General features: G+C 34.4%; 19 protein-coding genes. 16 read left to right on the plus strand and 3 right to left on the minus strand.

The annotated features are described in order from the left end of the window. Nucleotides 1-8 precede the first annotated feature (8 nt). From JF76_RS03375 to JF76_RS03390, 4 genes are read left to right on the plus strand one after another with little or no spacing between them, the layout of a single operon-like run. The gene (locus tag JF76_RS03375) at nucleotides 9-326 is read left to right on the plus strand and encodes a PTS sugar transporter subunit IIB (protein ID WP_045927806.1); all 318 of its coding nucleotides are present in this window, start codon (nucleotides 9-11) and stop codon (nucleotides 324-326) included. 19 nt (nucleotides 327-345) lie between these two features. Continuing rightward, nucleotides 346-1890 carry a PTS galactitol transporter subunit IIC gene (locus tag JF76_RS03380; RefSeq protein ID WP_045927807.1) on the plus strand — a complete coding sequence of 515 codons (1545 nt, stop codon included), beginning with the start codon at nucleotides 346-348 and terminating at the stop codon, nucleotides 1888-1890. Between the two features lie 15 nt (nucleotides 1891-1905). Continuing rightward, nucleotides 1906-2166, plus strand: a complete 261-nt coding sequence (locus JF76_RS03385; protein ID WP_045927808.1) for a hypothetical protein — start codon at nucleotides 1906-1908, stop codon at nucleotides 2164-2166. Next, nucleotides 2167-2910 carry a class II aldolase/adducin family protein gene (locus tag JF76_RS03390; RefSeq protein ID WP_045927809.1) on the plus strand — a complete coding sequence of 248 codons (744 nt, stop codon included), beginning with the start codon at nucleotides 2167-2169 and terminating at the stop codon, nucleotides 2908-2910. Between the two features lie 110 nt (nucleotides 2911-3020). On the opposite strand, the gene clpP is transcribed toward JF76_RS03390, so the two are convergent. After that, the gene (gene clpP / locus JF76_RS03395; RefSeq protein WP_034977497.1) at nucleotides 3021-3605 is read right to left on the minus strand and encodes an ATP-dependent Clp endopeptidase proteolytic subunit ClpP; all 585 of its coding nucleotides are present in this window, start codon (nucleotides 3603-3605) and stop codon (nucleotides 3021-3023) included. 160 nt (nucleotides 3606-3765) lie between these two features. Here clpP and JF76_RS03400 point away from each other — a divergent pair, with 160 nt between their 5' ends. From JF76_RS03400 to JF76_RS03435, 8 genes are all read left to right on the plus strand, one after another. Continuing rightward, complete coding sequence (locus JF76_RS03400) at nucleotides 3766-5472, plus strand: SH3-like domain-containing protein (RefSeq protein ID WP_045927810.1); 1707 nt, start codon at nucleotides 3766-3768, stop codon at nucleotides 5470-5472. A gap of 524 nt (nucleotides 5473-5996) precedes the next feature. After that, nucleotides 5997-6971, plus strand: a complete 975-nt coding sequence (locus JF76_RS03405; RefSeq protein WP_045927811.1) for a zinc ribbon domain-containing protein — start codon at nucleotides 5997-5999, stop codon at nucleotides 6969-6971. Between the two features lie 23 nt (nucleotides 6972-6994). Next, nucleotides 6995-8404, plus strand: coding sequence for a zinc ribbon domain-containing protein (locus JF76_RS03410; protein WP_045927812.1), 1410 nt, complete (start codon nucleotides 6995-6997; stop codon nucleotides 8402-8404). A gap of 91 nt (nucleotides 8405-8495) precedes the next feature. Then, entirely contained in the window at nucleotides 8496-8987 is a 492-nt protein-coding gene (locus tag JF76_RS03415) for an SLAP domain-containing protein (RefSeq protein WP_045927813.1), read from the plus strand. Nucleotides 8988-9057: 70 nt separating this feature from the next. Then, the gene (locus JF76_RS03420) at nucleotides 9058-9486 is read left to right on the plus strand and encodes a GtrA family protein (RefSeq protein ID WP_045927814.1); all 429 of its coding nucleotides are present in this window, start codon (nucleotides 9058-9060) and stop codon (nucleotides 9484-9486) included. 335 nt (nucleotides 9487-9821) lie between these two features. Beyond that, the gene (locus JF76_RS03425) at nucleotides 9822-10985 is read left to right on the plus strand and encodes a hypothetical protein (RefSeq protein WP_156962747.1); all 1164 of its coding nucleotides are present in this window, start codon (nucleotides 9822-9824) and stop codon (nucleotides 10983-10985) included. Beyond that, nucleotides 10982-11941 carry a glycosyltransferase family 2 protein gene (locus JF76_RS03430; RefSeq protein ID WP_045927815.1) on the plus strand — a complete coding sequence of 320 codons (960 nt, stop codon included), beginning with the start codon at nucleotides 10982-10984 and terminating at the stop codon, nucleotides 11939-11941. Before JF76_RS03425 ends, JF76_RS03430 begins: the two co-directional genes overlap by 4 nt. A 54-nt stretch (nucleotides 11942-11995) precedes the next feature. Continuing rightward, nucleotides 11996-13048: a hypothetical protein gene (locus JF76_RS03435; protein WP_156962748.1), complete on the plus strand. Its 1053-nt coding sequence runs from the start codon at nucleotides 11996-11998 to the stop codon at nucleotides 13046-13048. A gap of 340 nt (nucleotides 13049-13388) precedes the next feature. Here the strand turns inward: JF76_RS03435 and JF76_RS03440 are convergent, their stop codons facing one another. Together JF76_RS03440 and JF76_RS03445 are read right to left on the minus strand one after the other, a co-directional pair. Beyond that, nucleotides 13389-13835: a Fur family transcriptional regulator gene (locus tag JF76_RS03440; protein ID WP_244267922.1), complete on the minus strand. Its 447-nt coding sequence runs from the start codon at nucleotides 13833-13835 to the stop codon at nucleotides 13389-13391. Between the two features lie 79 nt (nucleotides 13836-13914). Next, complete coding sequence (locus tag JF76_RS03445) at nucleotides 13915-15357, minus strand: APC family permease (protein WP_045927818.1); 1443 nt, start codon at nucleotides 15355-15357, stop codon at nucleotides 13915-13917. Between the two features lie 164 nt (nucleotides 15358-15521). On the opposite strand from JF76_RS03445, the gene JF76_RS03450 reads away from it, so the two are divergent. The 4 genes from JF76_RS03450 to gap all read left to right on the plus strand — a co-directional run bounded on the left by JF76_RS03450 (nucleotide 15522) and on the right by gap (nucleotide 20820). Then, nucleotides 15522-17048 carry an LBA0864 family S-layer associated protein gene (locus tag JF76_RS03450; protein WP_045927819.1) on the plus strand — a complete coding sequence of 509 codons (1527 nt, stop codon included), beginning with the start codon at nucleotides 15522-15524 and terminating at the stop codon, nucleotides 17046-17048. Between the two features lie 245 nt (nucleotides 17049-17293). Next, complete coding sequence (argF, locus tag JF76_RS03455; protein ID WP_045927820.1) at nucleotides 17294-18286, plus strand: ornithine carbamoyltransferase; 993 nt, start codon at nucleotides 17294-17296, stop codon at nucleotides 18284-18286. A 422-nt stretch (nucleotides 18287-18708) separates the two neighbouring features. Continuing rightward, a complete protein-coding gene (locus tag JF76_RS03460) occupies nucleotides 18709-19740 on the plus strand; it encodes a sugar-binding domain-containing protein (RefSeq protein ID WP_045927821.1) in 1032 nt (343 codons plus the stop codon). A 63-nt stretch (nucleotides 19741-19803) separates the two neighbouring features. Further along, on the plus strand, nucleotides 19804-20820 hold the full coding sequence (gene gap / locus JF76_RS03465) for a type I glyceraldehyde-3-phosphate dehydrogenase (protein ID WP_034977515.1): 1017 nt from the start codon (nucleotides 19804-19806) through the stop codon (nucleotides 20818-20820). Nucleotides 20821-20838: the final 18 nt, after the last annotated feature.

Here is a 20838-nt window from a genome sequence, read left to right on the forward strand (position 1 = left end):
AGTTTATTATGTTAAAAATTGTTGTTGCGTGCGGCAGTGGTATTGCTACTAGTGAAACAGTTGTAGGGACAGTGAAGTCATTTTTAGAGGATCATTCGGTAAAGGGAGTTGATGTTGAAGCAACAGATTTTAAGCAACTAGCCAGTGTGTTACCTAATTATGATATCTATGTATGGCTAGCAAAACCTACACCAGAAATTCATGATATTTGCAAAAAAGAGGGAATTCCGGAAGTAAACGGAGTTGATATTTTGACAGGGTCAAAAGGTGACAACACTTATTTAGAACTAGTTAATGCCATGATGACATTAAAAAACAGGTCATAAAGAAAGGGAGTGATTCTAAATGGAAATATTAAAAAACGTAGTCAATTATGTTCTTAACTTAGGAGCAGCGGTCTTTGTACCATTGATTATGTTCGTCATCTCTATCATAGCAAGATTAAAGTTGAGTAAAGCAGTTAAAGCTTCCCTTACTTTAGGTGTGGCCTTTAGTGGAATGACTTTGGTTGTTAATTATATGACTGATTCAATTTCGCCGGCTGCCAAGGCAATGTCAAAGATGTTACACTTAAGTCTTAACGCTATTGACCAAGGATGGCCTGGTGTTGCTGCAATCACCTGGTCATACAAAGCAGCATTTTTGTTCTTTCCGTTCTTGTTACTAATTAATTTTGTCATGCTGACATTTAATTGGACAAAAACTTTGAACGTAGATATGTGGAATGTATGGAACAAGATTTTCACTTATGTTGTAGTCTTATACTTTACCCATAATGCCATTTATGGGTTCATTGTTGCCGGCATTCAAATCATTTTAGAACTAAAAGCAGGGGACATGTGGCAAAGACACATTCAAGACCTGACAGGAATTCCGGGAGTTACTGTTCCTCATTTCGTGACCTTATTTGCAGTTGTACTAATGCCACTTAATAAATTGTTAGATTTTATTCCAATAATGAATAAACCAGCTGATGCTAATGCTATCCAGAAGAAAATTGGTATTTTTGCTGATAACTCAGTAATGGGAGCAATTATTGGATTGTTACTAGGTTTTGGAGCAGGTTATTCTGTTTCGGGTTCCTTAAAACTTGCCATTGAAGCCGCCGCAGCCATGACAATGTTTCCCATGATTTCAAAATTGTTCATGGAAGCATTAAATCCAATTGCTAATGCTATGAATGAAATGATGAAGAAACATTTCAAAGGTAGGCAAGTATTTATTGGCTTAGATTGGCCAATTCTCGCAGGAAGAAATGAGTTATGGGTAACAGTAATTATTTTAGTACCAGTAATGCTAATTATGGCCATGATATTACCGGGCAACACTGTCTTACCGTTCGCTGGAATAATTAATCTTTCATTTGTAGTTGCAGCCCTGTTACTAACTGGAGCTAATCTGTGGAGAATGTTGACATTAGGCATAATTACTACCCCAATTTTCTTATACGGTGCTACTTATTTTGCTCCAGTAATCACAAATCTCGCAAAGTCTACAGGAGCAGTACATGTTAATCCTGGTCAACAATTATCTTGGTCAACTTTTGAAGGCCCAGATTTTAGATTATTTTTTGCACAAGCCTTTAATGGCAAGTGGTGGGCAATAGCTGCAGCTTTAGTATGGTTATTAATTTTTGTTTGGCTTTATAAAGATCAAAATAAAATTGCCTTGCCTAGCAAACGTTATGCCCTAAATAATGGCCAGGTTAACAAAGTAGAAAGTACTCAAGATGATCTTGAAATTAATGAAGAAGATAAATCATGGAGTATTTCCAGTATAGACGGTATTGATTTTGCTAATGTGCATAAAAAGATTCCGAGTCCTGCAACAAAAGGCAACTTCACAATCAACGATATTAATGACGTAGATTTTACGAACTTTAACAAGTAAAACGGAGTAAATCAAATGAAAGATAAAACTCCAAAATCAAAAAAATTAACCAAAATATGGTGGTCGTTTGCTTTATTCATTAACATCATTTTAACAATTCAAGCAATTTTGACTCAAAATATTATTGGTTGTATCAGCGTAACCTTATTTGGTCTTTTTATAGCTAAATATGGTGACCCAGTAATTTTTGAAAATTATAACCGACAAAAAGAAATTAAGTATCAGGCTGCCTATAAAAAGCGCAGAGAATATGAAGTAAGGAAAAGAGATAAATAAATGATAGAGAATTACAATATAACTAAGGAAAGACTTCCTTTTGAAAATGAACGTAAAGATATTGCTGAAGTAGCACGCGAAATGTTTAACCGGAAGATGACAAATATCGCGGGTGGAAATATTTCCGTAAAAATTACTCCAGATGAAACTTTCTCTTATGATAACCAGACTTATTATGCTAACCACGATTACTTACTAATGACTCCTACTTTTATGTCAGAAGCGTGGTTTTCAAAACTAAATGCTTCTCAAATTTTAGTCATTGATTTGGAAACAGGCGAAAAAATGGCTGGTGAAGGTAGATTAACCCGTGAAATCAACATGCATATAGGAGCATACAAAGCAAATAAAGACATTAGAGTAGTTTATCATTCTCATGCTCCAAAAAGCATGTTTTGGGCAACACTGGGTCAGGATATGCCTAATTTAACAGAGATTACCTCTTTTAATGTTCCTCTTGGCAAAATTAAATGCTTACCTTATCGAGTAGCATGCAGTAAAGAACTTGCAGATTTAGTGCACGATGAACTGGTAAAGCTTGGTGATAACGCTAAAGAAAATATTTTTCTATTAAACAGCCACGGAGTTTTAATTACTGAAACAGATCTGCATGCTGCAGCTCAAGTTTTAGAAACAGTTGAGTGGAATGCGGAGATTGCATATAAACAGGCAATCTTTAAGAAATTAGGAATCATAGATCAATATCAATCACGTGGCAAAAGTACTGATGGTATGGTTGGTTAAACTGCCAGGCTAAAAGTAAATATCTATTCAAACAAAAAGGAAGTCAAATACAATAATTTGACTTCCTTTTTCACTCTTAAAGAGCATCAATTTTTTAGTTGATAATAAATTTATTTCTTTTGGTTAACCATGATTTCATCGATTAAGCCATAGTCTTTAGCCTGCTGTGCGGTCATGTAGTTATCGCGCTCAGTGTCCTTTTGAATCTTTTCTAAAGGTTGGCCAGTAGTTTCATGTAAAATTCTGTTAATCTTTTCACGGCTCTTTAAAATCTCATTGGCTGCAATTTGAATATCAGTTTGCTGACCCTGTGCACCACCTAAAGGTTGATGGATCAAAACAGTCGAATTAGGTAATGCAAAACGTTTACCTTTTGCGCCACTAGTCAGTAAAATGGAAGCCATAGAGGCTGCCATACCGATAGCGATGGTTGAAACATCAGATTTAATAAAATTCATGGTATCCATGATTGCTAAACCAGAAGTGATTACACCACCTGGTGAGTTAATGTAAAGTGAAATATCCTTGGTGTTATCTTGAGCATCAAGAAATAGTAATTGTGCAATAATTGAATTTGCCATATCATCGTTAATTTCACCACTTAACATGATGATTCTGTCTTTCAATAAACGTGAATATATGTCATATGCGCGTTCGCCGCGTGCAGTTTGTTCAATAACTGTAGGTACAAGCATCTTTCTACCTCCTAAATATAATTAGCACTCTATCAAGTACAGTGCTAATTAAATCACTTACATTACGTGCTGTCAATGAAAGTGTATTAATTTTGTATTCTTTTTAATGAGGTTTTTATTATATAATTTAAAGGTAAACTTAAATATTGGAGGATATATTTTGAAGCTTTGTAATAAAACAATAACCTATTTACTGACTATAGTTGCCGGACTATTGATCTATACCGGTTTGTCAACTACATCAGTTGCGGCAGATTCCAGTAGCACTCAGCCGCCAGTTCAAGATGATAGTAATAAATCATCGAATAGCTCAACTGATGCAAATTCTGATAATACTGATGCCAATAAATCAGGTCAAACTGATCAAAATGACACAGGTGATCAGGATAATACTAAACCTAAGCCAAAACAGGTTGTTACTGGTTTTGCTATGATGACAAAAGTTGCCGGTAATAAGAACTATAAGGTTTGGAAAGAAGTTAAAGACGGCAAAGTTAATACTAAAGTAGCTGATGGCATTAATTTTCAGTACAGTCACATTCAGTCGGATCAACTGATCGAAACCAAGAAATATCGCTATTGGCGTATTTATGTCAATGGTCGTGAAGTAGGTTATGTAAATGAAAATTACTTTGACAGAAACAAAATCGCCGTTCCTAAGACTGTTACTTTGGTTCGCAATGAGTTTTATGACTTTTCAACAAAAGATGCAATTTCATATGTTACAAATAGCATGGGAACTGTAATTGACAATAGTCAGGTAATTGTTTCTAAAGATAGTATAAATTGTGGTACTCCTAAAACATATAAAGTGAAATATACATATGGAGACGCAACTGCCACCGTTAAAGTGACTGTAAGAAAGAGTACTAAAGAAGGAGTTGTTGATGCAGATACATTTAATTCCTTCCCTGCTCAACCGGGCACAAATGATTATCAAGCTTGGAAAACTCATTATGGTTCATCCTTAAATTATGTTAGTCCAACAGAGTATAGCCCTGAAGATAGTAAACATACCTTAACTAGTGGTGATTTAACTTTAAAGACGAAATTTTACCAGCCAGTTTTACTCAGTGTGGCAGATCCGACAGATGATAACATTAATCGTGTCGGTCATATTCCAGAAGGAGTAACCGTTTCTGATGGTTGGGCCTATACCAGTCTTTTGAGCCACACAGATGTGATGTCTGGTCACATTGTTGGTTATGATTTGAACAAATTAACTAATCCATATAATTCACAACACTTACTTGATATGACCCAAAAGAAGTTTAACAATTATGTTAAACATATTAAAGTAAGTCCATATATTCCAATCGGTCACGGTCAAGCTATGGGCTCAAGTGACAAATACATTTATGTTTTAAACAACGACAATACGTTAAAAGACACAAATAATTCTGAAGAATTAATTCAAATACGTAAAAGTGACTTGCAGATTAATAAAATTTGGACAATCAAAACGTGGATTGATGACGGCAAGACTAATCGCTATTTCCAAAATGGCGTGATGATTTCTGATTATGATATGTACACCGTTTATCATGATACTGAAAATAATTGTTATGAATACTGGGAATTTACTCGTACCGGTGATAACTGGTATCCAAAATTAGTAGGAAAAACTGATGGCAACTTTGTTAATAACAACGCTCCAGTACAGGGTTTTACTTATGATGCTAAAAACAAAAACTTTTATTTAGCCTTTAATGATTTAATCTTTAAGATTGGACGCAACGGTAAAATAAAGGATACTTATTCATTTGATACTGGTCGTGAAATCGAAGGACTATCAGTAAGTGATAATAAGTTATATGTAAATCTAGCTCAAAGAGCTGAATTACTCGTAAGTATGAATATCAATTAGACAAAGTAATTTGAAATAAGAGCTGAAAAGCTCTTTTTTTGTTTGCGATTAAAAAAATTCCTTTAATAAAAATAAAATTACACGTTTAGAAATCCTAGAGTTAATTATATCTTACTATTTTATTGCTTTATAATCATACTTATAAATTATGAATAAATAATAATATTGTATAAAAACAAAAAGCTAAATAGCATTTTTAGTAGTCAAAATGCTAAATTTGGTCTAAACCGTTTTTGTATGTTCATAAATGAAAAGTATACTCTCACTATAATCTTTATTTTTATTATTTTTATATGATGTTCCAAAACCGCTACAGCAGTTTTATTATAATTTATAGCACTTTTAAAATTAGTTTTACGTATTAACTAAAGTAATGGTGTACAGTATAATATTTGGTTATTTTGGTAGGAAAAAGACATATTAATTAATCTTCTATTTATATAATATAATAGAAATAATCATAATAGATATATTTAAGTTAAAAATGCCGGATTTGAATACTTGTTATTTATAGGAGAAAATAAATGAAAAAATGTCCCAATTGTGGTGCCTTAATGGAAGCTGACGTTAACTTTTGTACTAAATGCGGTACGGACTTGCGTAACATCAACAATGCTCAAGCTAATAAATCAGAACTTAAGCCAAATGTTAACTCACCAATTATTCCGGAAAGAATTGAGCCGGAGCATATAAAACAAAGTACAACTCTAAATGATCAGCAATCTACTTCTGAGCGAAATAGTCAAATTGAAAGCCAGTTTGCACAGCCTAGAATAACGCCGCAACGTTCACAGTACAATTCTCAGCCAACTTATTCAAATCAAGGACAAACTATTAATCAATATCAAACTTCAAATAGTGCAAGAAAAGAAAAGTTCAACAACTATTGGCAATGGTGTGTGGCATCATGGAAACGCCCATTCTCAGAACTTACTGGGGAAAGTTGGTATGGTTGGGTGACTATCCTCGCAGAAGATATTGTGCTGGTTTTAGGAATATATTTTGGAATGAAAGCTGTTGCTAATAGGTATGGTGCAAGTACTTTTGGTCTAGGAGATACAGTTTCTGGAATTGCCTTTAATTCTACAATTGCATTATTATTTTTCTCAGTCCTTTTTGAAGTGATAGTTATTGGTGGCTATTATGCTGCTTATAGATTTATTTATGGTCACGGGAAAAATTTGCTTGAATTTGTTAATTCTGGTGTTCATTGTAGTAATTTGAATTTGATCCTATCCGTTTTAACTTTTATTATTATGCTATTAGGGTCAAATAATGGCTCAATGGCAGCTTTATTGTTTTTGCTAATAATTGCAAACTTCTTTATGGGTTTTCAGGTGACTACTTTAGGTGAAAATCTTAAGCCGGTACGTGATAAAATGTACGGCTACATTATTTCCTTCTTTATTATCATTATCGCGCTAATAATTTTGTTCTCTCTGATATATAGTTCAGCCTATGATTCATTAATGAATCAGTTGTTTTCAGCCTTTAGCTGATAAGGACAGAGGAGCAAGAAATAATGAGTGGAAGAAGATTTTGTCCCAATTGTGGCACAAAGTTAGAGAGCAACGTTGAGTTTTGTCCCAACTGTGGTTTCAAATTAGCAAAAAAAGAGCATGCCAGTCCGTCAAGACAAGCATATCAGCAGACAGCTAAGAAACAGACCTCGTCTCAAGGACGTCAAGCTTATCATGCCCAACCCATGAAGAAGAAAACGAAAGTTTTGCTTACTCTGGGTGCAACATTTTTAGCAGTTTTTACAATTTTTTATGCTTGGGGCTCAAGCCATTATTCAAAAGAAAATCAAATTAATAGAATTAAAGCAGATTTAATTGATACTAAAGCCGGATTAGCTAAAGATGTTGTTGCAGATGATTCTGCTATGCAGGTAACAGATACGGCTTTAAAACCAACTCAGACTTATTTTGCGGAACATCATAAGGCTGCTAATGAGCTAATTAATTATTTAAAAGAAGATGCTTCATTCAATAGAATTCATCTTGTTCAATCTGGTCATCATATGTTGCTTTTTCCGAAATATGTTCTAAGAGTGCCTACGATTTATGCAGCTGTAGCCACTAATCATTCAAATTCTTCCATAACTGTCAATGGTAAATACATTGGTCAGGTTAAACCCGGGAATTTTGCTAGTGAAAAACAAGATAATAAATATGGTGTTAAATTAAGACACTTGTTCGTAGGAACGTACCACATAAAAGTCAAGTCTAATATTTCAAACAGGAATTTGTCGACAACTTCAAATTATGACTTGTGGTCCAGTGGCACAGTTGATATGGGAATTAGGACTGAAAATTTTACGGTTAAAAGTACTCCTGGTGCAATTCTTTACTTGAATGATAAAAATGTTGGCACTTTAAACAAAAAAGGTCGACTTACGTTTAAAGACTATCCAGTAACCGATAAGTTGAAAATTTATGTTAAGGCTAAAGTTGGTAGTAATACTATTAAATCTCAGGAATTGAATTATGGTGATGTGCAATATGATGATGCAAATGATAGTCATAAGACCATTGAGCCTAAGTGGGATGGTTTAATTGCCAAAGAAGATGCCCAAGAAATATTAGAGGACAATTTTAAGGATCCCGATGAAGATGCTTTTGTTAATGGTGCGGAAAACAAAAGTTATCAAGAATTACGCAAAATGGACAAGGGGTATGACGAAGATGACGACATTGACAGTTATGATATGTCATGTTCTGTTATTTCTGTCAGTCCTGCACCAAATAAGTCTAGCAATGTAGTTTATAAAATTACCTTTACTTTTGAAGTTGGTGATACTGAAAGAAAACAAGTTTTGCTATATAAAGGTGCTTCATTCCGTTCTTCTGATAGTGATGATGAAGATAATGAAAGTCAAAAGATTAAATCAATTGGAACTGGTAAAATAGTTAGTGATAAAAGGTATTAGTTAAGAAATTCAATTTAGAAGTAATAATATATAAATGTGTTCATTTTCTTTACCGGTATGTTTATCTCAAACACTAAACAGGAAAAATAATATGGAATCAAAAAATATACACAGAATAATTTTCAGTTTTTTAATTGTTATAACGTTAATAACATGCGTAATTGGCATCCTGCGAAATAATGTTGCAGCTTCCAGTAGAATTCATCATGGCTCTCTTTTGCATTGGGAACGTGTATTCAGTTATCAAGGAAAAAAGGGACATCGAAAACTAGATTATGTCAAAACCGGTAAAAAAGTTCTTTTACCGGGAGATAAAGTTCGTATATATGGTAAAGAAAACAAATATATGTATAAAATTGGCAAAAATCGATATTTACCGATTGTAGCAGTTGACGGTGTTAAACGTATAATTAAGAGAAACACTTACTATTACAACGATAAAGAAAGGCCAATTAAAAGCTGTAAACTGTATAAGGGGCAAACGGTTAGAACCTATGTGCAGATGTCTTTTCTAGGTAAAAAAGATCATCTTTACTATGAAACTCATTATGGCTGGGTTAGGGCAAAGGACATAAAAAAATAAGCTGAAATAACTAGCCCTAATATAAAAATATTATTTTGCTTAATTTTTTAATTGTATAAAATACTTAGTAATGAAAATAAAAACTTTGATTGTGAAATATTGGCAGATGATCGCATACCTGATTTTTGGTGGCTTAACTACTTTAATTAATTTGTTATTATTTAATTATTTATATACTTGGAAACATATGACTGGCTACCAGATGGCCACCTTTGTGGCTTGGCTGGTGTCAGTCATTTTTGCTTATGTTACCAATAAACTATACGTGTTTCATGCACATTCTCGTACAAAAAAGCAAATGATTAGAGAAATTTTTTCTTTTTTCTTCTGGAGAATTCTCAGCTTATTAATAGATTTTTTAATTCTGAAGATTGGCATTGGTATCATGAATGCAAATGCTTTTTGGGTAAAAATTGTCGATAACGTAATTGTCATTATTGCTAATTATCTATTTAGTAAAGTATTTATTTTTAAAGACAAGACTCGGCCAGGTAATTAAAAGGTATGGTTAGATTTAGGAAGAATGTAAATCGTGAACAAATGAATATAAATTTTTCAAATTGGATATCTAAACTTTTAAAACTTTGTTTTTTATTATTTAGCTGTCTTGTGACACTAGGAATTTTAACTTATTGCTTCCTTTTATATCAAATGAGGGGACTAAAAAGTAGTGTATTATTAATTTTTTGTATGATTTGTGCCTTTTTAGCAATAGCTTTTGCGTGTTATATTTTGGCTATAATTCCTGAAAGCGAGAGAAATAATATAATTGTTTTGTCTATCTTGCTTATTGTCTTTGTTTTGATTAGTTGTCTTTGGATCTATAAAACACCTATGCAACAGACAAGTGACTATGAAACATTTTGGCAAACAACACTTAAAGCATTAAAAGGTAAAGCAATATATCAAACTGACAATAATTATTTTGCCAAATGGGCATATCAAACTGGGTTTTTAACTTATTTAATGTTGGTTGTCAAGTTTTTGGGGACTCATATTAGAATTTTGCAATTACTGAATATTTTCTATCAAGTTATTATTTTGATTCTTTTATACTGCATAACTAAAAGGCTTTGGCAGAAGATAATCTTTTGTCGCTGGTGTGTTTTCCTAATGGCAATAAATATGGAATGGTTCTGCCTAAATAACCGCTTGAGTAATCAATATATTGCTATGATGTTCTTTTTAGCAAGTTTGTACCTCATTATGTGTAATTACTCAATTAAGACCTGGTTATTAGCTGGTATTTTTTTAGCAATAGGAAATTTTTTAAGACCTATAGGCGTCATTTATCTTGCAGGAATAATAGTTTTCGAAGTGATTTATAGTATTATTGATGATTTAAAAAATGGTAAACAGAATTTTTTAAGGTTACTTACATTTATTTTGACATATTTTCTGCTTTTGACTGGATTTAGTTTAGCAGTGAAAGCTACAGGTTTGAATGAATATGGTTTAAGTAATCGTGATAGTTTATGGAAGTTAGTTACCGGCTTAAATTACCAGTCAGCTGGCACTTATAGAAAATTTATAGATGAAAAATTTAACTTAACTGAATCACGCGTGGAAATGGCACAAAGGGAGGAAGAGGTAACAAAAGAAAACGTGCAGTACCTGAATCATAATCATCTATGGCTAAAACTTTTTATTCGGAAATTTAATTGTTTATGGTCTTATCCATCTAACAGTTTAAACTATGCCTTATCTCGCAAAAATTGCGGGTACCTGACCTATTATCTGCTCCTAATTTTGGCCTACTCCATTAATGCTGTAGAAATGATTTTTATGTTAATAGGAGCTTTTAGTCTTGTTACTAAGAAATTACCAGATAAAGCATATTTATTAATATTAATTCTTTTTGCGTACGTTGCAGCGCAGTTAATTATTGAGGTCCAGGGTAGGTACAGAATTGAATTTACGCCAATACTAATTATCTATTCCTTGTTTGGAATTCAAACAGTTTTACAAAAATTTGAGAAAAAGGAAGTACAACTATGAAAAAAGGTAAATTGTGTATAGTTGTACCTTGCTATAATGAGCAACAAGTTTTGCCCAAATCGGAGCCAATTTTTAAAAAAGTAATTGAACGACTAATTGGAGATCATCAAGTAGCAGAAACTAGTCAAGTGGTTTTTGTCGATGATGGTAGTACTGATAAAACTTGGCTTTTGATCAAGCAGTATAGCAATGAAGAACATGTTTCAGGCTTAAAATTAAGTCGTAATTTTGGTCATCAGGCTGCTATTTTTGCGGGTATGTCTGCGGTTAGTGATGCAGATATGGTAGTAACGATTGACTCAGATTTACAGGACGATCCTAATGTTATCATCAAAATGGTGGCTAAATATTATGAGGGTGCACAGGTAGTTTATGGAGTGCGGAATAATCGTCAAACTGATAGTCGTTTTAAACGTATTTCTGCCAAAATATTTTATAAGCTAATGAACTGCTTAGGTGTCAAAATGATACCAGATGCAGCAGATTTTCGTTTACTGAGTCATCAGGCAGTAGTGACTTTAATAAATTATCCTGAGCGAAATTTATTTTTACGAGGTTTAGTTCCACTGATAGGATTTCCTTCAGCAAAAGTATATTACAAACGGACTGAAAGAGTAGCTGGTAAATCAAAGTACCCCTTGCGGAAAATGATTAACTTAGCCTTAGATGGGATTACTTCTTTTTCAATAGTTCCTATTAGATTAATCATGAATTTAGGTTTATTAATTGTCTTAATTGCACTAATTTTGTTAATTTATACTTTTATTCAAAATGCTAAAGGCAATACCGTTTCAGGTTGGTCATCCTTAATGATCTCAATTTGGGCTTTAGGCGGGGTTCAACTTATTTGTATTAGCATAATTGGTGAATATGTTGGCAAAATTTTCAAAGAAGTAAAAAAGCGTCCGCGATATACAATTGAAAAAGATCTTTATCATAAAAATAATGCTGACTAACTTATGATGATATATTAAAATTTAAAAATTAAAGAAAGAGTTTAAAATTCAAAAATGAAGTTCTTGAAAATGTTAGGTAAGTTAAAAAGGTTAAAAATACTGCAATTTTTGGCTTTTTCATCTTCAGTGCTTTTATTGTTATCTGCTTGTAGTCAGCAAAAACAAACAAAATCTGCTTTTGTTCCCAAAATAGTAAAATCAAAACCAAGTGAATCTAATTCTAAGACTAAATCTACACCTACCAAAGGTAAAGCAATTGATTCCAGCATAAATCCTAAAAGAACAGCTACTGTCATAGCGGTATATGCTGCCAAAAAGTATGGCAGTGACTGGCAAAAAACATTAACTGAAGAAAAAGAAAACGGAATTGCTGTGGCTGTTAAAAACAGCGAATATTTTCCTCATGTACCTTCGAGCTTTGGTGTAGTTTACCAAATAGGCGATCACGAAGTGCTTTATACATTAAAACAAGTGGGTCAAGATAATGTTGTCTATTTATATACGAACAATGGCGTGAAAGAGTTGGGTCAAGCAACTTTTAGAACTATGAGTCAATACTTGAAAGAAAATGGCTGGGATTATTTAATTAGCAAATATGTCCGTAAAACTAAGATTTTTGATTTAAGGATCAGTCCCAAGCTGATGAGCCAAAAAATGCAGGGTGATGTCGGGGCTTTTATCATGCCGCTTGCTATGCGAGGTAACTGGTATAGTTATTTTAATAAGCATATGAATACTACGACAATTGGCCTAAATTATACTATTGACAATGGTGAAAAATATGAACTGCATCGAATCGATGATAGATTTTTTGAGCATAAAACTTACGGAGAAATGTCTAAAGACTATCAAATAAGAACCGAAAATTGGAAAATGACAGGAGAATTGAGCAGGAAGATCCATGGCATCAGATGGATTAATTTTCGAGCTTGGATGCAGGGAGCAGGAGATGGCATATATTTTGGTTTGCATTCAGAAATGGGTCAACCAGTTTTAGTTGCTGCAAGCGGTGCCTCAATAGCAACTGATCAAATTTATTGGAAAACACCACAACTTGCCTTGCAAAATAAAAATAAAGAATTTAGCGATTTATACTATCTTAGGTAACCCACAAAATTTAAAAATGAAAATTATGATGTAATTAATAGTTATGAATTTAAAAATATCATGATTAAAAGAGATTCATTAAGTAGGGTAGAATTAATTTTTATTTTGTCACATTCCTCTGAAGTAACTTACTTTTAGTCCAGAACAAAAAGGTTGTACTCTGATCTACTTTGGTTCTTAAATTTCAGCTTGTAGAAGCAAAATTGGATCAATTAGCAAAAAGCAATGGTAAATAAATCTGGTTAAAGAAAGTTACCAATAAATTATTTATCATAAATAAAAAAAGAGCCACTTTGATGTGAACCTCCATATTTTTCTTAAATTTAGGGAGTCGTATCATTCAGCTCTTTTTTTCTTTCTTTTGGCATTCAGGACAGATACCGTATATTTCAACATGGCTAGAGGATGTGACGAACCCAGTTTGCTTTTCGGCTTCTGTTCTCATGCGGTTTTCAATTGTATCAAATTCAGGATAATAGACGTCAGCAATTTTGCCACATTTTTTACAGATAATATGAAAGTGTGGTTTGACAAAGTAATCGTAGTGCAGAGAATCATCGCCATTTTTTATTTCAATCACAATTCCGGCATCAACTAATTTGTTTAGAGTATTGTAAACCGTAGCACGATAAGTAGGTTCATCACCACTAATTGCCGAAAAAATTGTGGCTGCAGTAGGATGATTATGATGTGCCATTAAGTATTCTAATATTTTTAAACGGGGTTTAGTTGCTTTTAAGTGATGGTTACGCAATAAGTCTTCAGCTTCATTATGAAAATCAGGCAAAGTTCTCATCTCCTTTATTATTTAGTTATAGTTTAGCATTTTTGGCAAAGAAAAAACCGCCTTAAGCAAGGCGATTTTTTTAATTATTATTTTCTTCTTGGTGGTGTCTAATAGTCGGCATAATCAAACCAAGTAGCAGTAATACTACAGGGGTAGCGATATTTAGACATAATGTAAATGGATCAGATGAGTACATACCCATTAAACAGCATGCAATAGTAACTGCCAATCCCCAAAGACCAGCTATATATGCCAGCCACTGGTGCTTGGTCATTTGGTAGTTGTCAAAACCCTTGTGGAACTTTTCATGTTGTTTTCGTAAAGCCAAATATGCAATGAAAACCCATAGATAACGCATTGGCATTACAATAGAATTAAGCTTGACCAGTTGCGCCATTACTGCTTGTGCATCAGGCATAACGGCTTGAAGTGCTATAATTCCACCCGAAAGTATAACAATCATCCAAATACCATTAATGTAGGCACCATGTTTGTTAACTTTTAAGAGCTTTTTAGGAATGAAATCTTTAGCTTCTTTGCCGCCTAGCAGCATTCTTAAAGGAGCATCAATACTTATAACCAACGCGGAAAATTGACCTATCACATTGCACCAGGCATAAATGTAGAGGAATAATCCACCAACCCCGTAATATTCACCCAATTTTTGAAAGGCAATGTATGGACCGTTTGAAATGTATTCATTCAAATTGCCATTAACGGTCTTTGGATCAAACATTAATGCTAAAGCTATTGTGCCCAAAATAGCTGAAATCATTACCATTCCGGCCAAGCCCAACATCGCTTTTGGAAAATTCTTTGAAGGATTTTTCAATTTATTAACATATGGCGAAATCTTCTCTGCGCCACCTACAGCAAATACTAAAATGGAAAGAGAAGTAAAATACTTAATGTTAAAATCTGGCACAAAGTTTTGCCAATTCCAGTTAATAGTATTGAAATTAGTGTGCGGATTAATCATTGGCGCCGCAAACATCATGATAATAAATAAAATTGACATGATGAACATTGAAGTACCAGCGATTGTTGACAAAGTTTTAATTACTGGAATTCCCCGACTGGCTACCCAGCAAAAGAATAAAAAGACTACTAGTGTAGCTAATTGTGTCCAAACTGTTGGCAGACTGTCGTACCAGTTAGTATTTCCAAATATACCCCAGGCCATGCCTCTCAGGCCACCTGTACCTTTACTGGAAATGTAAACTACGTGAACAGCCCAAAAGGTCCAGCCAGCATAATAAGCCCATTTAGGTCCAATGGTGGCGTTAATCCAAGAGGCAACACCACCTTCAGAATCCTTAAAAACAGACCCCAGTTCACCAACCATTAATGCATAAGGAATAAAGAAAAGCAGGAAAATAACAATCCAGCTGAAAATTACCTTAGTACCGTCAAAATATATAAATCCGTTAACAACGTTGCCGAAGCTCCATACTATAGAAAAAGCCATAGTAGCAAGCGTTGTCCACATCATCTTTTTAGAATTGTTTGGTGTTTCACCCATGAAACTACTCCCTTATTTTAAGATAACAATTTTATTATTTTAGCTTAAATGGTTATAAAAATCTAATAAAAAGTAGTTTATTTTTATAACGGCGGTAATTATTGATTTATGCCTGAAAAAGTGCAAAACTGTTATTATATTATAAAGAAGGGTTGTAAGCTTTAATGGAAAAAAAATTTAAAAACAAATTGCTAGTTGCTGGAACGATAGCAGCAGTTGGCTTATTTGTTGGGAGTAATAATTCATACATTTCTGCTAAAAGTTATCATAAGGCTGTTACTAAGATAGCTGGCAATGGCAACTACGCAGTTTATCATAGTGCATCAAAGAAGGGACCATCTGGCAAATTCACCTCTACGAAGTATTTCAAACACGCACAGATTCAGTCTAAGAAGTCTATTGCTACTAAGAAAGGCAAGTTTTGGAAAATAATTGTTGATGGTCGCACAGTTGGTTGGGTTAACCAAAACTTTTTTGCCAGAAATAAGATTTCAGTAGCCAACAAAGTTAGTTTAGTACAAAATAATCAATATTCATTTAATACTAAAGATGCGATTAATTATGTGACTGATGGTACTGGAACCGCTGTTGATGCAAATAAAGTTAATGTTTCTAAATCTAAGATTAACTCGGGTACGCCAGGAAAGACTACTGTAGATTACAGTTATGGCAAAGCTAAGGCTAGCGTAGACGTCACAGTTCGCTCTGACAAGAATGAAGGTATTGCAAGGGCAAATAAAACTCCTAAGAATGGTCCAAAGGAAGTTTCTACGTGGAAGGGCAGTTCTAAGTCTTCATCCAGAAATTGGAATGCAGCTCATCACTATACTCCTGAAACCAGATCTAATACTTTTAAAGCTAATGGTTTAACTTTGAGAACTAAGTTGTTCCAGCCTCGATTTGTGAGTCTTGACTACAATAAGGCAGGAGATAAAATGGGTCAGGTAGGTGTAATTCCTGAAGGAATTACTGTTCATGGCTCGAACTTCACAGTTGCAGTCTTTAACTCAAGCAAAGCACAAAACGGTCACTTAGTTTCTTATGACTTAAAACACATTAACAAGTTTAAGGCACAAAACTTATTAACCCTAAACTGGTCAACTTTTAAGAAATATGCATCACATATTAAAGTTAGTCCTTATATCAAACTAGGACATGGTCAGGCTATTGGTTCATCTTCTAAATATGTTTACGTAATTGCCAATAATAATACTTCAAGCAATTCAGATGCTTCTGAAGAAATCTTGCAAATACGCAAGTCAGATATGAAGATTAATCAAATTTGGACCTTTAGAATTTCTAATTATGGTAGTCCAAGATATATTCACAATGCTACATTTGCCGGTGACAATACAATGTATTGCCTGTTCCATAATGGTGGCCACGGTTATTATGAATATTGGAAAGTTACCCGCAGTGGTGACACCTGGACTCCAGTTGAAGTTGGCGCTACGAAAGGCAACTTTGTAAGCAATCATTCTCCAGTTCAAGGATTCACTTATGATCAAAAGCACAGTCAATTCTATGTTGGCTTTAATGATTACATCTTTAAAGTTGATAAAGATGGTACATTTAAGAAGACCCACCATTTGAATGTTAGACGTGAAATTGAAGGGCTATCCTCTTATGGCAATAAGCTTTATGTTGAGTTTGCTCAAAGAGGGGAATTAACAGCCGGTAACACGAATTAAAAATATATACTGAGCAGCTTGATAATCAAGCTGCTTTTTTTGTTTATCATTTTTGAACTTGAGATAAATGAAAAATACTTTCAATTATAAGTTTAATTTAAAATTTATACTTCAACTCTTACTTTAAAATGTTTTAAAAGTAATTAAGACTTTTTATATTCGCCTCCAATTAGTTTAAAAAAAAGCCGAATTCCTGTATTATGGTATGCAACAACATAAATAGAAGTTATTTTAAGGAGGATTTTTTGGTTAAAAGAGACTTTATTGATACCTGTAGCTTTTCAAAAGATGAAATGCAATATTTAGCTGAGCTGGGTATTAAAATTAAAGCAACTATTAATCATGGATATTACCCATCGTTATTAAAAGGAAAAAGTCTGGGTATGATTTTTGATCAGGTATCTACAAGAACACGTTGTTCAGCTGAAACTGCCATGACTGAACTTGGCGGTCATGCATTGTATTTAGCACCTGGTCAAATTCAATTGGGAGAAAATGGTCATGAAGGCTTAGCTGATACGAGTCATGCCCTAGGTGATCTGGTTGATATCATTGGGGTTAGAACTGCCAGTCATGAAGATATTGTTGAAATTGCTCAAAATTCGCCTGCACCCGTAGTTAATTTTATGAGTGATAATGATCATCCAACACAAGCCCTTGGAGATTTAATTACAATCAAGGAATTTTTGCCTCAAGGGAAAAAACTATCTGATGTTAAGCTGGTTTTTGTGGGGGATGCAACTCAGATTACAGTTTCAGCACTATTTTTGTGTGCACAAATGGGGATGCACTTCGTTCAGTATGGTCCAAGATCAAAGTGGGTTCCTTCAGCCGTTTATGATAAAGCAAAGAAGTTAGCGCAGGAAAATGGTGGCACAATTACACTATCTGATGACGAAAAAGTTTTAGAGGATGCTGATTTCCTTTATACAGATGTCTGGTATGGTCTGTATGAGCAAGAACTTGATAAAGAAGAGTATATGAAGATTTTTTATCCTAAGTATCAGGTTAATGATGATCTGCTAGCTAAGACAAAAAATTCGTCCGTTAAGTTCATGCACTGTTTGCCAGCAAACCGGGGCGAAGAAGTAACGGCTTCTGTACTTGATGGCAAAAATTCAATTATCTGGCAGCAAGCTGCAAACAAAAAAACAGCAATGAGAGCAGTATTCACTTATCTACTTAAAGACCGACTTAATAATGACGGCCAAGAAGCTTTACAAAATTTATTAGCATAAAACAGAAAGAGTATCTTTTGCTAAATTGCAAGAGATACTCTTTTCATTCCAATGGGTCCCCTGAGAGTCGAACTCAGATTTTAAGAACCGGAATCTTACGTGCGATCCATTACACTAAGGACCCAGAATTGGCACAACAACAAGTATAACAGAAAAAGACTAAAAATTGAATTGTTTTTTCTTTGATAAACGAAAAAGACAGTAAGACATTTTAAAACAAAAGTTGGGTAAAATATTAAGACTTTCTAATTGGTTTGATTTCACTTGAATTATTTTTTGTGTGTTGCTATACTATAGTTGTCGATTGAGAAATGAGTAACTTGATTAGCGTCAGGTCACGTTTCTCATATATTTTTAGACAATCTGGGACACCTAATGACAATAAATGGGTCAATTTGGTCCCAGAAGAAGGAGAGATATTGATGTACTCGGAATTTCCCGTGCTTGAAGCTCTCGTTCCTGACATCTTAAAAGTTTTTCGACAAAGATATCTTGTTCTTGAGCAAATATCACTTAATGCACCAGTAGGACGCAGAAGTGTGGCTCAGTCACTAGGACTTTCTGAAAGAAATGTGCGAACAGAAACTGAATATCTTCGTGATCATGGTTTGATTGAGATCAAAAGTTTTGGCATGTTTATGACAGAAAAGGGCAAAAAGATATTGCAGGAGGCTGCTCCTCTGATAGATCGTTTGTTTAACGCTCGTAAAACAGAAATTGATTTGGCGCGTAAACTTGGTATCGAACGGACAATTATTGTACCGGGTGATAGCGATTTACAGGACTTGGTTTATGAGAGAATGGGTGAAGAGCTTAATGCAGCTCTGGACCTTCTTTTGCCGTTAGGACATTCAATTATTACTGTTCTTGGCGGTGAAGCTCTTGCAAAATCGACTAGGAATTTGTCTAAAAGTTTAAGTAAAAATCGACAACTGGTATTTGTACCGGGTCGTGGAGCTTTGGGCGAAAATGTTGCTATTCAAAGTAATACTATCGTTCAAGAAATGGCTGCTGAAACAGGTGGTAAATATAAAACGTTATATTTACCAGAACAGATTTCATCAGCTGCATACAAATCTTTAATTCGTGAATCTACATTTACTGATGTCCTTGAAGATATTTCACAAACTGATGTTGTAATTCACGGAATTGGACTAGCTCACGACATGGCAAGACGCAGAGGATACGATTCAGTTCGTTTGTCCGAGTTGCGTGAAAAAAAAGTAGTCACCGAGTGTTTTGGGTGTTTTTTCGATGGCGAAGGAAAGATTGTTGACCGCGTGCATCAGGTTGGCTTGCAGTTTGAGAATCTAAATAAAATACCTCACATATTTGCATTTGCTTGCGGTGGTCGCAAGGCTAAAGCAATCAAGGCTTATATGCCCAATGCTCCTCATCAAACCTGGTTAATTACTGATGAAGGAGCCTCAGAGAAGATTTTAAAGGAGAAATAATTCTCATTTAAAATAAATTGATGTTTACAGTTCTTACATAGTTCTTAAGGAGGACTTTAGAATATGACAGTTAAAATTGGTATTAACGGCTTTGGCCGTATTGGTCGTTTGGCATTCCGTCGCATTATGGATTTGGGCGAAAAGTCAAAGGATATTGAAGTTGTTGCTATTAACGACTTGACTACTCCAGCACTTTTGGCACACTTGCTAAAATATGACTCAACTCATGGCACTTTCAACCACGAAGTTTCAGCTACTGAAGATTCAATCGTTGTAGATGGCAAGAAATACCGTGTATACGCAGAACCTCAAGCTCAAAACATTCCTTGGGTTAAGAATGATGGTGTTGACTTTGTTCTTGAATGTACTGGTTTCTACACAAGCAAGGCTAAGTCACAAGCTCACCTTGACGCAGGTGCCAAGAGAGTCTTGATTTCAGCTCCTGCTGGTAATGACTTAAAGACTATTGTTTACTCAGTAAACGATGATACTTTAGATGCAAACGACAAGATCGTTTCAGCTGGTTCATGTACTACTAACTCATTAGCACCAATGGTTGACGCTTTGCAAAAAGAATTTGGTATTAAAGTAGCTACTATGACTACTATCCACGCTTACACTTCAACCCAAATGCTTTTGGATGGTCCTGTTCGTGGTGGTAACATGCGTGCCGCTCGTGCTGCTGCAGTTAACATTATTCCTCACTCAACTGGTGCTGCTAAGGCCATTGGTCTTGTTGTTCCAGAATTGAATGGTAAAGTTAACGGTCATGCACAACGTGTTCCAGTTACTGATGGTTCATTAACTGAATTAGTTTCAATCCTTGACAAGAAAGTTACTGCTGATGAAGTTAACTCAGCATTGAAGAAGTACGAGAGTCCATCATTTGGTTACAACGATGACGAAATCGTTTCAAGTGATGTAGTTGGTATGACTGCTGGTTCAATCTTTGACCCAACTCAAACCATGGTAACTACTGCCGGTGACAATCAGTTAGTTAAGACTGTTGCTTGGTACGACAATGAATACTCATTCACTTGCCAAATGGTTCGTACTTTGTTGAAATTTGCTACTCTTTAATCTGTAATATTTGATTAC

It is taken from the genome of Lactobacillus kullabergensis (assembly GCF_000967195.1).
Lineage (GTDB): Bacteria > Bacillota > Bacilli > Lactobacillales > Lactobacillaceae > Lactobacillus > Lactobacillus kullabergensis.

Excerpts from the sequence above, each read along its gene's own strand:
- clpP (WP_034977497.1), bottom strand. The coding sequence starts at position 3,605 with ATGCTTGTACCTACAGTTATTGAACAAACTGCACGCGGCGAACGCGCA.
- JF76_RS03380 (WP_045927807.1), top strand. The coding sequence starts at position 346 with ATGGAAATATTAAAAAACGTAGTCAATTATGTTCTTAACTTAGGAGCA.
- JF76_RS03375 (WP_045927806.1), top strand. The coding sequence starts at position 9 with ATGTTAAAAATTGTTGTTGCGTGCGGCAGTGGTATTGCTACTAGTGAA.
- JF76_RS03415 (WP_045927813.1), top strand. The coding sequence starts at position 8,496 with ATGGAATCAAAAAATATACACAGAATAATTTTCAGTTTTTTAATTGTT.
- JF76_RS03410 (WP_045927812.1), top strand. The coding sequence starts at position 6,995 with ATGAGTGGAAGAAGATTTTGTCCCAATTGTGGCACAAAGTTAGAGAGC.
- JF76_RS03420 (WP_045927814.1), top strand. The coding sequence starts at position 9,058 with ATGAAAATAAAAACTTTGATTGTGAAATATTGGCAGATGATCGCATAC.
- JF76_RS03405 (WP_045927811.1), top strand. The coding sequence starts at position 5,997 with ATGAAAAAATGTCCCAATTGTGGTGCCTTAATGGAAGCTGACGTTAAC.
- JF76_RS03385 (WP_045927808.1), top strand. The coding sequence starts at position 1,906 with ATGAAAGATAAAACTCCAAAATCAAAAAAATTAACCAAAATATGGTGG.
- JF76_RS03390 (WP_045927809.1), top strand. The coding sequence starts at position 2,167 with ATGATAGAGAATTACAATATAACTAAGGAAAGACTTCCTTTTGAAAAT.
- JF76_RS03425 (WP_156962747.1), top strand. The coding sequence starts at position 9,822 with ATGCAACAGACAAGTGACTATGAAACATTTTGGCAAACAACACTTAAA.
- JF76_RS03430 (WP_045927815.1), top strand. The coding sequence starts at position 10,982 with ATGAAAAAAGGTAAATTGTGTATAGTTGTACCTTGCTATAATGAGCAA.
- JF76_RS03460 (WP_045927821.1), top strand. The coding sequence starts at position 18,709 with ATGTACTCGGAATTTCCCGTGCTTGAAGCTCTCGTTCCTGACATCTTA.
- JF76_RS03450 (WP_045927819.1), top strand. The coding sequence starts at position 15,522 with ATGGAAAAAAAATTTAAAAACAAATTGCTAGTTGCTGGAACGATAGCA.
- JF76_RS03435 (WP_156962748.1), top strand. The coding sequence starts at position 11,996 with ATGAAGTTCTTGAAAATGTTAGGTAAGTTAAAAAGGTTAAAAATACTG.
- JF76_RS03445 (WP_045927818.1), bottom strand. The coding sequence starts at position 15,357 with ATGGGTGAAACACCAAACAATTCTAAAAAGATGATGTGGACAACGCTT.
- gap (WP_034977515.1), top strand. The coding sequence starts at position 19,804 with ATGACAGTTAAAATTGGTATTAACGGCTTTGGCCGTATTGGTCGTTTG.